This window comes from Psychromonas aquatilis (assembly GCF_038155185.1).
In the GTDB taxonomy this organism is placed as follows: domain Bacteria; phylum Pseudomonadota; class Gammaproteobacteria; order Enterobacterales; family Psychromonadaceae; genus Psychromonas; species Psychromonas aquatilis.
On the sequence record NZ_JBAKAZ010000042.1, the window covers coordinates 1 to 14916 of the forward strand.

General features: G+C 37.0%; 12 protein-coding genes. 2 read left to right on the forward strand and 10 right to left on the reverse strand.

The annotated features are described in order from the left end of the window. Positions 1-152: 152 nt before the first annotated feature. From V6256_RS10965 to V6256_RS10990, 6 genes are all read right to left on the reverse strand, one after another. On the reverse strand, positions 153-608 hold the full coding sequence (locus V6256_RS10965) for a BrxR family helix-turn-helix transcriptional regulator (protein ID WP_341598254.1): 456 nt from the start codon (positions 606-608) through the stop codon (positions 153-155). 227 nt (positions 609-835) lie between these two features. Further along, positions 836-937 carry a di-heme oxidoredictase family protein gene (locus V6256_RS16435; RefSeq protein WP_424141060.1) on the reverse strand — a complete coding sequence of 34 codons (102 nt, stop codon included), beginning with the start codon at positions 935-937 and terminating at the stop codon, positions 836-838. 166 nt (positions 938-1103) lie between these two features. Further along, positions 1104-2657 carry an AbgT family transporter gene (locus tag V6256_RS10975; RefSeq protein ID WP_341598256.1) on the reverse strand — a complete coding sequence of 518 codons (1554 nt, stop codon included), beginning with the start codon at positions 2655-2657 and terminating at the stop codon, positions 1104-1106. After that, on the reverse strand, positions 2657-3811 hold the full coding sequence (locus V6256_RS10980) for a M20 metallopeptidase family protein (RefSeq protein WP_341598257.1): 1155 nt from the start codon (positions 3809-3811) through the stop codon (positions 2657-2659). The genes V6256_RS10975 and V6256_RS10980 overlap by 1 nt, the downstream gene beginning before the upstream one ends. A gap of 757 nt (positions 3812-4568) precedes the next feature. Continuing rightward, a complete protein-coding gene (locus V6256_RS10985) occupies positions 4569-5108 on the reverse strand; it encodes an NADPH-dependent FMN reductase (RefSeq protein WP_341598258.1) in 540 nt (179 codons plus the stop codon). 136 nt (positions 5109-5244) lie between these two features. Beyond that, entirely contained in the window at positions 5245-5916 is a 672-nt protein-coding gene (locus V6256_RS10990; protein ID WP_341598259.1) for a pirin family protein, read from the reverse strand. Positions 5917-6075: 159 nt separating this feature from the next. Between V6256_RS10990 and V6256_RS10995 the strand changes: the two genes are divergently transcribed. Further along, a complete protein-coding gene (locus V6256_RS10995; protein ID WP_341598260.1) occupies positions 6076-6957 on the forward strand; it encodes a LysR substrate-binding domain-containing protein in 882 nt (293 codons plus the stop codon). Between the two features lie 61 nt (positions 6958-7018). Here V6256_RS10995 and V6256_RS11000 read toward each other — a convergent pair whose 3' ends face one another. From V6256_RS11000 to V6256_RS11010, 3 genes are read right to left on the reverse strand one after another with little or no spacing between them, the layout of a single operon-like run. Beyond that, positions 7019-8062, reverse strand: a complete 1044-nt coding sequence (locus tag V6256_RS11000; protein ID WP_341598261.1) for an HlyD family secretion protein — start codon at positions 8060-8062, stop codon at positions 7019-7021. A gap of 6 nt (positions 8063-8068) precedes the next feature. Then, positions 8069-9607: an MFS transporter gene (locus V6256_RS11005; RefSeq protein WP_341598262.1), complete on the reverse strand. Its 1539-nt coding sequence runs from the start codon at positions 9605-9607 to the stop codon at positions 8069-8071. After that, a complete protein-coding gene (locus V6256_RS11010; RefSeq protein WP_341598263.1) occupies positions 9604-11157 on the reverse strand; it encodes an efflux transporter outer membrane subunit in 1554 nt (517 codons plus the stop codon). The genes V6256_RS11005 and V6256_RS11010 overlap by 4 nt, the downstream gene beginning before the upstream one ends. Before the next feature lie 93 nt (positions 11158-11250). Here V6256_RS11010 and V6256_RS11015 point away from each other — a divergent pair, with 93 nt between their 5' ends. Beyond that, positions 11251-11889 (forward strand): TetR/AcrR family transcriptional regulator C-terminal domain-containing protein, encoded by a 639-nt coding sequence (locus tag V6256_RS11015; RefSeq protein WP_341598264.1) that lies wholly within the window; start codon positions 11251-11253, stop codon positions 11887-11889. Positions 11890-12729: 840 nt separating this feature from the next. On the opposite strand, the gene V6256_RS11020 is transcribed toward V6256_RS11015, so the two are convergent. Beyond that, positions 12730-14859, reverse strand: a complete 2130-nt coding sequence (locus tag V6256_RS11020) for a TonB-dependent hemoglobin/transferrin/lactoferrin family receptor (protein ID WP_341598265.1) — start codon at positions 14857-14859, stop codon at positions 12730-12732. Positions 14860-14916 lie beyond the last annotated feature (57 nt).

The following is a 14916-nucleotide window of genomic DNA, read 5'->3' on the forward strand; positions in this document are numbered from 1 at the left end:
GAATCAACTAAACCTGCACCGTACACCGGTTCATCCCCGTGGATACGGGAAACACTCTTTAGCTAGTTTCCGATCACCGTCTGCGAACGGTTCATCCCCGTGGATACGGGAAACACCCCACAGACAATATGAGATTAATCGATACTGTCGGTTCATCCCCGTGCAAAGATTAAAGAATGTGGCTCTATTATCCGATCTAAATAATCAGGACTAGATAAGGAGATATAACCAATATCAATAGCAAGGTTTTCAGTAATTGCTTTTAGAATAGGACGAACAGATTTTGCATTTATATTCCTAAAAGGTGCTTCAACCTCTTCAATACATTCAGAAACTACTTCACATCGACTATTCTTTATTAATTCGAGATACTTACTGAAGTTTTGAATTTTTTTAGCTGGTAAAAAGTCCTGCGTGATAACTCTGGCTTTAAGCGACTGATCATATTGAAAATGATGAGGATACTTATAATCATATTTTTTCAAAATAGCTGATGCTGAGTCTCTGGTTAATTGAAAGTGTCGCATTAGATGTGATGCATTTATTTGCCCTTCCCACCATCCAATATATTGAATGTAATCAAAGCGTTCTCGGTCTGTTTTTTTCATTTAACGCTCTTTTATGTAAATTAATATTCAACAAATTATAAACCAAAATACCCAATAATGATTAAAAAATTCTGTGAGTGAGAACATAAAGTATATACAATTTATATGTTTAGTTATTGAAGAAAAAACTGAAAATACGTAGGTACATAGAAGAGGAAATAAAGTTTGAAGAAACCTATTAAAAATAAGTTCCTTCAAACTGTTCTGGTTAGTGGATTAATGCGAGTTTAAATTGACCTTAAGAAGGATAACAACTCATTGCGTTGTGCTTCTGTTAGACCAACAAATGCTTCTTTTGCTGTTTGCGCTTCTCCACCGTGCCAACGTATTGCGGTGTCAAGATCAGTTGCACGTCCATCATGTAAAAAACGATCGTTAGATGATCAGGGTAATGATAAGAAACTACCTTTCGATGCCAATCACTCAGCACCTTTGAAAGGTAGTTTAAAGGTAGAAATTAACTACAGTTAGTAAGTAAATCTATAAATAAATTATCTAGTTGATGTACATAGATACACCAGGGCCAATATCTAAACCAAGTGCCGTCCATAATAGTAAAAATGCACTCCAAAATACAAGGAAGCCGATAGCTAGCGGCAGCATTGTTGCTATCAATGTACCAATTCTCAGTTCAGGTTTATAACTTTGCATAAAAACCAGGGCGACACTGAAGTAAGGTGACATAGGAGAGATAATGTTTGTTGCACTATCCCCAATCCGAAACATTGCCATCGTAAATGCTGGGTCGATATTTAACTGCATAAGCATTGGGATAAATATAGGAGCAAAAAGTGCAAATTGAGCACTACCACTCGTCATAAAGACATTACAAATACAGGTGATCAAAATAAAGCTTACAATTAAGGCATATCCATCAAAACCAACTGACTCTAAAAAATGAGCTCCCTCAAATGCAACTAAATTACCAATTCCAGTCCATTTAAAATAAGCAATAAACTGCGCAATTGCCAAAAACAGCACCAATGTTGTTGCTAAAGTCTTCACCGATTCAGCCATTAATGTCGGAATGTCCTCTATTTTTTTAATTTTACCAACAGCTTTACCGTAAATAACGCCTATACCAAGAAAATAAAAAAACATAAATGGTACAAGACTTTTCAAAAATGGTGATGGAATTAATCCACCATCACTGTTTCTTAGAGCTGATGTTTCAGGAAGAATAAGAGCGAGAATAAAGATCAGATAACCAATAGTAAAAAACACTACACGTTTAAGACCCATTTTTTCTTCTGCTGTCATGTTAAGGTCTGTTGTTGGTCTCTCTTTTATCATTGTAGATAATGGATGGAGGTTATTTAATCTCGGCTCTACTATCTTATCAATAATAAGCGTACCTACAGTAGCCAAAACAAATACAGAGCAAGCAACAAAATAATAGTTATCGACAGCACTTACATATGCATCGGGATCGATAATCCTAGCTGCATCCGTAGCAATACCAGCAAATAAAGCATCACCAACGGTTATAAATAAACTAGCATCATAACCCGCACCTGCTGCTGCATAAGCTGCCGCTGCTCCTGCTAATGGGTTACGACCAACACTGTGGAATATCATGGCAACCAATGGGATTAAAATTAAGTAGTTTGCATCAGAAGCGATTGACCCACAAATACCGGCAATAAAGACACAAAAGGTCAGTAAATGACGAGGCGCTTTAGCCACAGTTTGAGTCAATAAAGTTGATAGCAGCCCCACACGCTCAGCTAAACCAATACCAAGCATAACAGTAATGATTGTACCTAATGGCGGGAAACCAACAAAGTTTTTCACAAAGTTAGTAAACATGTAAGCAACGCCATCTCCAGATAATAGAGATTTGATCGGATAAGTTTCCGATGTTTTAGGATTGTATGTATTAGTCCCAAAGTAATTTAATATGGCGGAAATCACAATCACAGCGAGCGCTAAATATACAAATAATAAAAATGGATGTGGTAGCTTGTTACCAGTCCGCTCAACCCATGCTAAAAACGGGTTATCTTTAATTGTCTCAGGAATACTATTAATATTTTTTGTATTTTGCATTATTTGCCTCTCCCTAGATAAAATTCAGCTAAATCCATATAAACTTGTCGTGCTACTGCAATATTTTTATCGTTAAAGTCATAATGAGCATTATGTAAATATGCTGACTCTTCACCATTACCTATGAAAAAATAACAACCGGGCCTTTCTAGTAAATAATAGCTAAAGTCTTCTGCTCCCATGGTCGGCATATAATCAATTTCTAATAAGTTCTCTTTATCAAAACTACCTTCACAAGCTTTAATAACATCAGTGGTTTCTTGACGGTGATTAACAAGTGCGGGTATAGAAATCAACAAATCAAATTTATAAGAGCAATTAAACTGTTCGCAAACATTCTTTAGTGTTTTTTCTATTTCACGTACTAATATTTCATCAGTTTCTTTATGATCAGACCGAACACTTAAACTAAGTTCACAATTTGATCCGATAACATTATGCCCCTCACCAGCATGAAACTCTGAAACAGTCACTGCAGCAGCGCTTAAAGGAGATATTTTTCTTGAGATAACTGTCTGAACTTGAACTACAAAACTAGCACCAGCAACAATTGGATCATGTGTTAAATGAGGCATTGCAGCATGCCCACCTTTACCGGTTATTTGGATAGAAATACTTGAATTCCCTCCCATTGCAGATCCAGACTTTACAAACACAAGACCTTGCTTAAATCCAGGACGATTATGATAACCAAATATTTTATCAATCCTTGGATTTTCTAAAACACCATCATCAATCATCGCTTTAGCGCCTGCTCCACCTTCTTCTGCAGGTTGCATGATAATCACGATATTCCCGCAATAAGCATCTTTGTTAGCCATTAATGATTCAGCTGCACATAATAAACTTGCTGTATGCCCATCATGACCACAGGCATGCATCTTCCCTTCGTTTTGAGATTTATGTTCAAAATCATTAAGTTCACAAATAGGCAATGCATCAAGATCTGCTCGAAAAGCAATAGTAGGACCTGGTCTATTAGTATAAAGCACTGCTTTAACGCCTGTTTTTCCTAAGCCCGTTTCAACTGCATAACCTAATTTTTTTAAATGCTCAGTCACTAACTTTCCCGTATCAAACTCTTCATATTTAAGCTCAGGATTACGGTGTAGTTTTTTACGTATTTCAATGTATTTATCGATATTTTCTTCCATAGCGATACCTGTTTTTAAAGTTTATAGACAGAATGACGACCTTAAAATAATTAATCACTTTAATTAAAAAAGCTGCATCTAAATATTATGAATTTAGTTAAAAGTGATTGACTGAAAAGAAGTATTCAATATGAGTTTTAGCTATATAAGATTAATGCTCGTATCTAATATATAAACATTAGTCTTCAAAATAACAGATGTATGGCAGCAAATTTGATGCCATAAGAAAGAAGCTTTAAATAACAGTGACTTAATAAAATAAAATCACAAAGACAGCCCTAAATGAGTGCAATTATTTATAGGCTACCTCTAAAGGTGCAAAGCTAGATACTGTAGTAATACAAAATGTGAATGTAAGATTAGGAAGGTATTGAAAATATTGCTGATTTTAGAGCTTATTGATCAATAAGTTTATAATGTCTAATCATATAAAGATAACTATAAATATCAATCTACTATTAATATTGTTTAGTTCTATTTCAAGTAAACAACCAAAAATATGAAAAATTAGAAAAATAAGCATATTAGTAAGCACTAAACCTGTGCTTAGGGCCATAGACAAATATATACAATGAGGGTAATGATAAGAAACTACCTTTCAATGCTAATCACTCAGCACCTTTGAAAGGTAGTTTAAAGGTAGAAATTAACTACAGTTGATGGGGTTCGTACTTACTTTTTAGGTTTTTATTAAGGACTCAACAAAATAAAAAACAATCAGCGACGTACTTTTAAATAAGTATCGTCACCTTATTTACTAAAGCGCATTTACGAAATCAGTGACTGATTTTGTAATCGCTTCCTCTTTTTCAGCATTTAATGAACCATCAACCAAGTGTTCGTAATAACTACCTAAACTATATGAACCTTTTATATCCGCGCCCCACCATGGCATTAATTGCGTTAGCGTTTGAAGGTTTGTCGCTCCTCCATTAGGACCCGGTGAAGCACTTAATAACAACACTGGCTTCTTGTTTCCAAACATTGGGTCTTGTAAATCACCTAAACGAGAAACCCAATCAATTAAATTTTTAAACTCAGCTGGCATACTGCCGTTATGCTCTGGTGAAGCGATAATAAATGCATCATACTCTGCAAATAATGCACGTACTTGTTTAGCTGTTTCAGGATGCCCTTCGCTTTCTTCTTTATCTAAACTAAAGAAAGGCATCGGATAATCTCTAATATCTAACATGGCAACATCATGACCTTCAATTTTACTTGAAGCTAACTCAAGTATTGTTCTGTTAATTGAGTTAGCACTGTTACTCGCTGAAACTGTTAGTATTTTTTTCATGTTTTAAATTCCTGTATTAAGTCATCTTAACATTTACGTTGAAGACAGACTTTAGTCTTATTTTAAGTTATTTTTCAGTACGATACCTGGTTAAAGATACGACTGAATCATTATTATTCGGTTATCTTTTTTACGTTTATTTATTTAAATAAATCAGGGTTAAATGGACCTGTTCACTTTGCACGGTAAAGTCTAAACCTACATCACGTATTAAATCACCGTCTGTTACTTCAACGCCGTTTAGCGTGCCTGTGCCACCTGTCACATAAGCCATGAATTCACCTTGTTTGGTAATTTTTGTCTCTTTAGTGAGTAAACCCACTTCAATAATAGTTTGGCTATCCAATGTTTTACTGTCTGATTTACTGCCGCCGTAAACTCTAACCATTTGATCTTTTTTAAGATCATAAAACTGATAACTTGCTGGTTCGCCTGCAACTTCAGGTAACACCCAGAGTTGCAACATTCTATTTTCTGCATTGTCAGGGTTTATCTCATTATGGACAAAACCTTCTCCACCAGCGCGTTGTGCTTGCACTTGATTCGCACCCATCGATTTGCCATTTTCCATAGAACCTTTATGCTCTATATTGCCTTCCAACATAATTGAAATCACATCTAATTCTTTATGAGGATGCATTCCAGTTTGGCCTTTAGGTGAAAAGCGTGCATCAGCTAGGTAAATAAAGTTACCCAAGCCATTCCAGGTGTCACTTTGTCCACCAATTTTGTTATCAACAATTAGACGTGTTTCTTTTAGACCTGCAAATCCACCTCTGTGTAAAGAATCTTTACTTAATAACTGCATTTTCATTTCCTATTTAACGATTAATTGATTACAAAACTAGTTTTCTATTTTGTTTTTTCGAACTTTAAATACATTGTATAGTGAATATTTTTGATTAAAATCAAGTTATACTGATTAATATGTTCGAATATACTGAACAATTATAAAAGAGGTGAATTGATGAAGTTATCTTTAGACGCTTGTGAAGTCCTAGATGCAATAGATAAAAAAGGCAGTTTTGCCGCCGCCGCTGCTGCACTTTATCGAGTGCCGTCAACGGTCACCTATACTGTACAAAAATTAGAAGAAGAGTTAGGTATTATGATCTATCGACGTGAAGGTCGACGATCGGTGCTAACACCTGCGGGGAGAGTATTGCTTGAACAGGGTCGGGAATTACTAAAAGCAGCTGAACATATTGTCGAGAATGCCAAACAAGTTGATAGTGGCTGGGAGTCTCAACTGACTATCGCACGGGATACGATTTATGATATCGATAAAATTTATGACATTGTTGAAGCGTTTTATCAGCTTAATACGGGTGTTGAAGTGACGATTATTGAAGAGGTTTTGGCTGGTAGTTGGGAAGCGATTATTGAAAATAGAGCTGATCTGGTGATTGGTGCACCGAAGCCAGAAATCAATATACAAGGCATTAAATTTGAAGAAATCGCTATCGCAGATTGGCAGTTTGTGGCCAGTAAAAATCACCCTTTACTTGAATACAAACAGCCTTTAACAGAAGAGGATATAAAACCATTTCATTCAGTTATGATCAAAGACTCTTCTAAAACATCTCCCGCCATGACGCATAGAATATTTGAAAAACAACGAATTTTACGCGTTGCCTCAATGGAGCAAAAAATCTTAGCTCAAATACGAGGAGTCGGCGTTGGTTTTTTGCCGACGCACCGCATTATTAACCATCTTGAAAGTGGCGATCTCGTCCCACTGTTAATCGATAAAGATGCACCATTGACGCCTTTATTTATGGGTTGGAGAGCAAATAACAAAGGTAGAGCCATGCGCTGGTTTATAGAAAAAATTCGTGAGATAAAATAAGTGTGGATGATTGAACGTTGATTGAGTAAGCCTACCCACAGAGTAGACTTACTCTTAAATATTATTGTGTTACGTTAATATCTGTTGTCACTGACATCCCTACCCTTAATTTTTTAGATAAAGGCTGATCTGCTGATAATTGAATACGAATAGGCAACCTTTGTACAATTTTGGTGAAGTTCCCCGTTGCATTACTAGGGCCTATTGATGAATAGCTCACGCCACTCGCAGGTGCTAAGCTATCAACTACGCCTTTTAAAACTTGATTTGGAAATGCATCTACCTTCACTTCAACAGGGTCGCCAGGGGCTACTTTTGCCAATTGTGTTTCTCGGTAATTTGCGTGAATATAAATATCATCGATAGGAATAATTGCAAATAATGGCTTGTTTGGTGTCACATAAGCGCCTTTTCTTGCGGTTTTTTTGCCAATAATACCGTCAGTGGTTGCGACGATACGCGTATATGAATATTGTAATTTGGCTAAAGCTAACGATGACTCTGCTAGGGTCAGTTCTGCATCCGCTTTTTCTCGCTCACTCTTGAGGATATTCAACTCTAGCTTTGTTTCTTCTAATAAAAGTTTGTTTTTCTCATAAATTGCTTGCTTAACATTAAGTTGGTTTCTTGCTCGTTGTAATGTTTGCACACTCGCTGCACCATCTTTAGCTAAGTTTGTGTAACGAACAAAATCATCATTCGCTAATTTTATGTCTGCTTTACTGATATCAAGTAAAACAGAGGTTTTGTTAATCGCATTTTTTTGTTTAAGGATTTGTGCATTCAAGATAGCAATATTGGCTTTAGCACTATTTACTCTAGACTCTTCCATTTTTATCGCAATTTTATAATCATGGTCATCGATGATCGCTAAGACATCTCCTTCTTTTACGGCTTGATTATCTTTAATTAATACGTCATTTAACACGCCTGAAACTTGTGCTGAAACAAATGTGATATCCGCTTGCACATAAGCGTCATCTGTTTTTTGGTGCGCAGCATTGGACTCTGGTTGGTTGAAATAAACAACTACGCACACTGCAATTAGAAGCAATAACGTGATCAAGATTGTTTTCAATATTTTCGGTTTACTTTTGTTCGTCATGATAATTTATCCGTGTTTGGGTTGTAAGTTGTTAGTAGCAGGTGCAGCTTGCGTGTTTGGTGCCGGTATATAGAACATTTTTAAAACAAGAAAAATGACAATAATAGCGAAAACACCTAATACGCGATAACTGTCTGCAACTGATAAAATATGTGATTGCTGCGCAATTACAGCGTTAATATTTGTGCTTTCAATAAAGTGTAAGTTGTCATTTTGCATTGCTTGATCTAGTAATACTTGAGAATGGTATCGCCCTCTTACGACTAATAATTGGCCGACCACTGCGCTACCAAATAAGGTACCTAGCACTCGTAACGCATTAATTGTTCCTGAAAAATAAGGTCCTTCCATGGGCGCGACAACACTGGTCATTAAAAATAATAAGGGGACAACCACCATCGGTTGCCCAACCGCTTGCAGTAAAGTTGCATTAATAAACTGATTGGTATGCCATTGAATTGTTAACTGCGCACTCAAAAAGCACGAGATAGCAATCACAGCGAGACCGATACACAATACAACTTTTGCATTAACCCACTTTTGATACAGAAATATGGCCACAATCGAGCCTAAAATTAATTGTGGTAAAGCGATATATAAACCAATCGGTGCTATCTGCTGGACTTTAAATCCTTGAATCATGCCAAGGTAACTTGCCGGTAATAAACTCCCTGACAATAAAATGGTTAATAAGGCCATGAATATAACTGAGCCTAACCACAAATTACGTCGTGAAAGCAGTTGTAACTTGATGAAAGGCGTTGGGTGATACCATTCACTTAATAGATAAATACCAAGAAAAGCCAAACCACAACCTAAGCTGATGCAAATTAACGGGGAATTGAACCAGTCCAGGCGCACACCTTGAGATAGGCTAATACCAATCAGTATTAGCGCAATCATACCAAAGCACATGCCAAACCAATTACCTTCTTTAAAACGACCTAATAACACCTTTTCTTTAGGCAATGTCATTCCAACTAAGGTCAGTGAGATAAAGCACATTGGTAATATTTGCCAGTAAACCCAGCGCCAATCGTTGATGCTATCTGTCCAAAAAGCAGTGATCCATATTGCAAGGTTAGGCGCGAATGTTGCCGTCAGTGCGTATAGCGCTAAACCATGTAAACGAATATGGGGCGGTAACGTTTTTAACGCCATCATCATTAAAATAGGAATTAATGCACCGCTACTAACCCCCTGTATAAAGCGTAACCCGATCATGAGATTAAGGTCTTGGATAAACGGCAGAATTAATGCAATCGCAGCACTGCAGAGAACCATGTAAAAATGAAAACGGCGTACCGACAAGGTGATAGCAAACCAGGTTGCAAAAGGCATCGCAATCAGTTCCCCTACGGTATAAGCCGTGGAAAGCCATGTTGATGCATCTAAAGCAAGTCCCCAAGCACCGCGTATATCGACCAGCCCTAAGCTACCAACTCGACTATTTAAACCAGACATAATAGCTGAAATTAAAATGCCTAATAAAGCCAGAACTGTCTTCATTGGCAGTTGATTGGATTGAGGTTGATGTGGATTCAATTCCAACCTCCGCCTAATGCTTTATACAAGTTAACTAAACTCAGTGTGGATTGGGTTTTATTAAGATTGAGTTTAGTTTCACTGAGTAATACATCTTTCTGTGCCGTTAGTACTTGTAGGTAATCGGAAACCCCTTCTTGAAAATTACGTTCAGCAACATCAAATGCGCGTTTATGTTGCTGGTAAGCAATAGTAAGATCTTTATGTTGCTGCACTTGAGCGGCCGTGTAACTTAAGGCGTCATCCACTTCATGCCATGCATTTAATACTGTTTGTCGATATCTAATGGCAGCACTTTTTTGCTTAATTTCAGTAAGCTCGAGTTTTTGTGTGAGCTTTCCTCCTTGGAATATAGGCAGATAGACTGACGGTCCAATAGAAAAGAAGCGAGAGCTCCAACTTCCTAAATCGGTATACTCAAAGGCTTCCCCACCTATTTGCCCATTGATCGCAATACGAGGGTAAAAGTTAGCTTTAGCGACGCCAATCTCTGCAGTCGCTGCATGAAGTTCTGCTTCTGCTGTTAATATATCGGGTCTGCGGTGGGCTAATTCCGAAGGTACTCCCACGGGAATTTCTTTTGCTAACACCGGTAAAGGTATAACATCTTTTAGTCTTTCATCCAGTGAGTGTGGTTGTTCACCTAATAGCAAGGCCATAGCATTCATCAACTTGCTTCGGCGCTGCTTTAGTTCTGGCATCATCGCTTTAATTGAGGCCAATTGTGCAAGCGAGGTAGAGGTTTCAAAACGTGTACCAACACCATTGCGTTCACGGCTTTCTGTTAACTCTACTGTGCGTTTTGCAATTTGTAGATTTTTTTCTGTTAGATCAATCTGTGCTTGCACACCACGCAACTGCAAATAAATACGCGCTAGTTGTGCACTAATCGCGACATAAACCCCCTGTTGTTCATATTGAGTTGCCATTAACTGAGCCATTGCACTTTCATTGCTACGCGCAAATTTTCCCCATAAATCAAGTTCCCAGCTTGCATCAAAACCAACCTGCCAGAAGTTATTTGCTTGAGTAGGCGCTCCTAATGCAGCAAACTTTCCATTTTCACTGAGCCCATAACGGGAATAATTTCCCCCTAGCCCTAGGTTAGGAAGCTGTTCTGATTTAGTGATTCCCAACAATGATCGACTTTCTTCAATTCGATTCATTGCTAATTGAATATCTAAATTTTTTGTTGCCAACTCCTTTTCCAATGACGTTAATAGAGGGTCTTGAAATATCTTCCACCAATCTGAGTTGACCACTTTTGATGCAATGACTAAACCATCAGCTTGATTCGTGGTATCCGCCCATTGTGGAATATTAATCGTATTTTCAGCCACAGAATAATCAGGGCCGACACTACATGCACTTAGGGATACTATGACAATGGCAATAGCAAATGCCTTACCAGTAGGTGTAGAAGGTATTGATTTAGTTTCATAAAAAGACATAAATTGGCCTTGTAAGCTGTTTTCTGCAACTTCACCAACCAAAGACTGTACCGAACCGTTCAGTACAGTTTGTTGGCAAAAAAAATGAACTGAGTTCATTAATGTTAACTGATTCAAATAACTTGATATCGAACCGAACGGTACGGTACATTATATGTTATAATACTGTCAAGCTTATGATTAGGAATATTTATGACAACAATATCGAATACACGCAATACAACTAAACAATCAAAAGCAGACGTTGTATTACAAGCAGCAAGAACGGTCTTCCTTAGTGATGGGTTTAGCGGTGCAACCACTGATATGATTCAAAAAACGGCAGGTGTTTCTAAGTCCACTGTCTATTCTCATTACAAAAATAAAGAAGCTTTATTCATTGCCGTCATTGAATTTGAGTGTAAAAATTATGCACAACAAATCCGAGCAATTAAATTCAATCCAGGCAAATTAAAAGAAACACTAATTACGTTAGCGAATGAATTCCTAAACATTGTTTTATCGCCAACGGCATTATCTCTACACAGAATAATCATTGCAGAAGCCACTCGCTTTTCATCGTTAGCTGATACCTTTTTTATCGAAGGGCCAAAGATGATGATTTCCATCATTTCAGAATTATTGGATGATGCGAATAAAAAACAAGAGATACATTTAGGTGATGTCACAGCCGATGAAGCGGCTAAAATATTCATTCACTTGCTAAGAAGTGAACCACAACTGTCTAACTTAATGGCACCTAATAATCCACCTACGCAAGAAAGCATCGATCGCTGGTTAACTATCAGTGTTAACACCTTTCTATTAGCTTTTGGAAAAGATAAAACTTAACTATAGAAACAGTGACATTAAACTAAAAAGCTATTTCAATGAAATAGCTTTTTATTAACCTCCCAATCGACCAAGCAGTACATTCGCTATTGGCACTTCAATCCAAGTCAAAAGAGAGTGATCTTAGATCTTTTTGAAAAGATCATGTCTTTGGCTTTAGGATATTTGTAGCATTGTTAGACTTCATCGCTCGAGCAAAGAGGTTTGATTTTTCAATCAATATCGCGTTATATCTTTACCTAATATCCTAAAAATAACTAGTACATAATCGCTATATAACTAACTCACTCAAAACGTAACTAGGGCGATAACCAATTAGCTTATTTTATTAATCGTCTGCAGGTTTTTTAGCTTTTATCAATTGAGGTTGATGGTGTCCCACTCGATTTATAAGTCTCATTGACTTGTTAGCTTAATAAAGAATTCACATAAACCATTGATTAATCAATATCCTTTAAAAAAATATCGCTTCAACTTAGTGTGTTTACAGGTCGTTATTAGAGCAAATTTACTCATTTTCAATCATCACCTATAAATACTTAAGCCAAGTTAACAATATTCATCTTATGTTCAGCCCACCAGCTACTTATTTTTCAAAAAATAAGAGAGTAGGTTTTATAAGGGATTATGCAGTCGCTTGCTACAACTAGCGAGTAACAGTCAATCATTAAGTGATAACATTAAATTCAACAGTGATTTAAACTACAAAATTAGCTGTAATTATGTTGATGCATAAAAATTTAAAAAATATGAAAGGTATAATGTTCACTACTTTAATAACAAAAAACCCTTCTGTTTAAGGAAGGGTTTAAAATTAATGATGGTACATTATGTGGCTAATTAGAAAGAGTATTCTGCACTCACTCCCCAATTACGGCCAGCTTGTGTTGAGAAATCATCTAATGTTGTGTCATTTGCTGCGATGTCTTGGTATGCCCAATATTTTTCATCAAATGCATTAAACAGCCCAGCTCTTAAAGTAAGATCTTGCATTGGTTTATAATACGCTGTGATATCGACGAGATTATATGAAGGTGCATCAATATGATCTTCATCTTGCCACTCATCTTTTTTAGCAACTACTTTATAATTAATGAGACCACCAAATTTATATTCCCGGTTATCATAACCTAATCCAATATTACTGGTTAATGGTGCAATAGTGTCTAATGCATTACCTGTGCTTACATCTTCCCCTTCAACATAAGCGATATTGAAACTTGCATAAGTACCTACCGGGCCTTTAACGCGAGACGAAAACTCCGCGCCATAAATTTTAACTTCATCAAGGTTAACAACAGTGATCACGTCTTTACCATCTTGCTCTCCGATAGTTTCGGTAGTAATGAAGTCATCGTAAAGATTGTAGAAAGCACTAAAGTTATATTGCAGATTTTCATTTTTACCACGGAAACCTACTTCATAAGACAAGCTGGTTTCAGCCTCTAAATCTGGGTTACCATTAAAGATAGCACCTGAGTCATACGAGTAATAAAGGTCATATACAGTAGGTGCTTTAAAACCTTGTGATATTTGAGTATAAGGGCTAAACATCGGTGCAACATGATAAACAGCGCCGACACGTGCAGTAAATGCATCATTTTTATTATCGACTTGTTGAACGTCATACCCCTCGGTTGTACTTGGTTTCGTAGAGAATGAGTCATAACGTAACCCTGCCGATAGGACTAATTTATCATCCATTAAGAAGGCTTGGTCTTGAACAAATATTCCCCACTGTATGGTCTCTGCATCGGGAATGCCGGTACTTCCTGACGAAACAGTATCTGACGATAATGTGTAGTCGGTATTTTCAAGTGAAAAATCATTATGCAGTAAAGAAACACCGTAACTTAGTTGATGGTTAACATTCTCAGTGCTAATGAACTTATTCGCTTGGATATCAAATTGAATGGAGTCATCACTGGCAATTCGTTGACGATTACGTTCTCTATCAACATATATAAATCCCCAGTTAGTAGTATCGTAGTTATCAGATTTACTTTCTGTAGTTTGGTAAGTAATTTCCCAAGTTAAATCGTCGGCGAATGAACTATTTAATTGCCATTGATGCTCAAAGCCAATACGCATACGCTTATTATGATCTGCGACAGAGGAGTCTGTATAAGCAAAACCAGGTAAAATTTCATATCCTTCCAGTGATGCAAGATCGGAATCATATTGGTAATCAAAATACTCAAAAGTTAATCCAAATCGATTATTTTCATTCGCTTGGTAATATACTTTTGCTAAACCATTGGCTAGTGTTGTCTCTGCAGGATCAGCAGCTCCCCGTTCAGTACCAAGGATATCCGCCCCATCACCATGGGTTTTATATTCAGACCCTTCTGCATACGTTAGCATCACAATTGACTCTACTTTATCTTTTCGTGCAGCCCAAGTTAACGTATTTTTAAACTCTTCATTGACTGATGAATAGCCACTTTTGATAGAAAATCGATTTTCGTTTTCTTCCGTGACTAATACATCTTTAGGGTCTTTAGTAGAAAATAAAACAGTTCCGCCCAAAGCATCTGAACCATATAAACTTGACGATGGCCCTTTATTAACTTCAATAGAAGTCAGCGTGTCTACTTCAATAGTATTCGGGTATTTACGTTGTTGGCTTGATCCTGGGTTATATGGAGTGGGCTGCTCAATACCATCGACTAAAATTTTAACTCGGCTACCATCCATACCTCGAATATTTACGCCGGAAACACCAAACCGGCCGTCGCCTTGCACTTCTACACCAGGCGTATTATCTAATGTATCTTTTAAGTTAGTGGTCATATTCTTATCTAATGTTTCACGATTAATTAATTCAATGGCACTAGATACATCGGAAACTTTTTGTTCAGTTCTGGTTGCTGTTACGACGATCTCATCTGCTGTAAAGGTACTTTCAGCAAAACTAGGTAGCGCAAATGTAGTACTTACTAATATTGCTATCGGTGTTTTTTTGTTCATTTTTTATTCATCTCCTTGAATTTTAAACGAACGAATCTCTAAACACAGAATTGATCG

What these genes read in the sequence shown, in the direction of transcription:
- V6256_RS10965 (WP_341598254.1), bottom strand. Translation starts at nt 608, where the DNA reads ATGAAAAAAACAGACCGAGAACGCTTTGATTACATTCAATATATTGGA.
- V6256_RS10975 (WP_341598256.1), bottom strand. Translation starts at nt 2,657, where the DNA reads ATGCAAAATACAAAAAATATTAATAGTATTCCTGAGACAATTAAAGAT.
- V6256_RS10980 (WP_341598257.1), bottom strand. Translation starts at nt 3,811, where the DNA reads ATGGAAGAAAATATCGATAAATACATTGAAATACGTAAAAAACTACAC.
- V6256_RS10985 (WP_341598258.1), bottom strand. Translation starts at nt 5,108, where the DNA reads ATGAAAAAAATACTAACAGTTTCAGCGAGTAACAGTGCTAACTCAATT.
- V6256_RS10990 (WP_341598259.1), bottom strand. Translation starts at nt 5,916, where the DNA reads ATGCAGTTATTAAGTAAAGATTCTTTACACAGAGGTGGATTTGCAGGT.
- V6256_RS10995 (WP_341598260.1), top strand. Translation starts at nt 6,076, where the DNA reads ATGAAGTTATCTTTAGACGCTTGTGAAGTCCTAGATGCAATAGATAAA.
- V6256_RS11000 (WP_341598261.1), bottom strand. Translation starts at nt 8,062, where the DNA reads ATGACGAACAAAAGTAAACCGAAAATATTGAAAACAATCTTGATCACG.
- V6256_RS11010 (WP_341598263.1), bottom strand. Translation starts at nt 11,157, where the DNA reads ATGAACTCAGTTCATTTTTTTTGCCAACAAACTGTACTGAACGGTTCG.
- V6256_RS11015 (WP_341598264.1), top strand. Translation starts at nt 11,251, where the DNA reads ATGACAACAATATCGAATACACGCAATACAACTAAACAATCAAAAGCA.
- V6256_RS11020 (WP_341598265.1), bottom strand. Translation starts at nt 14,859, where the DNA reads ATGAACAAAAAAACACCGATAGCAATATTAGTAAGTACTACATTTGCG.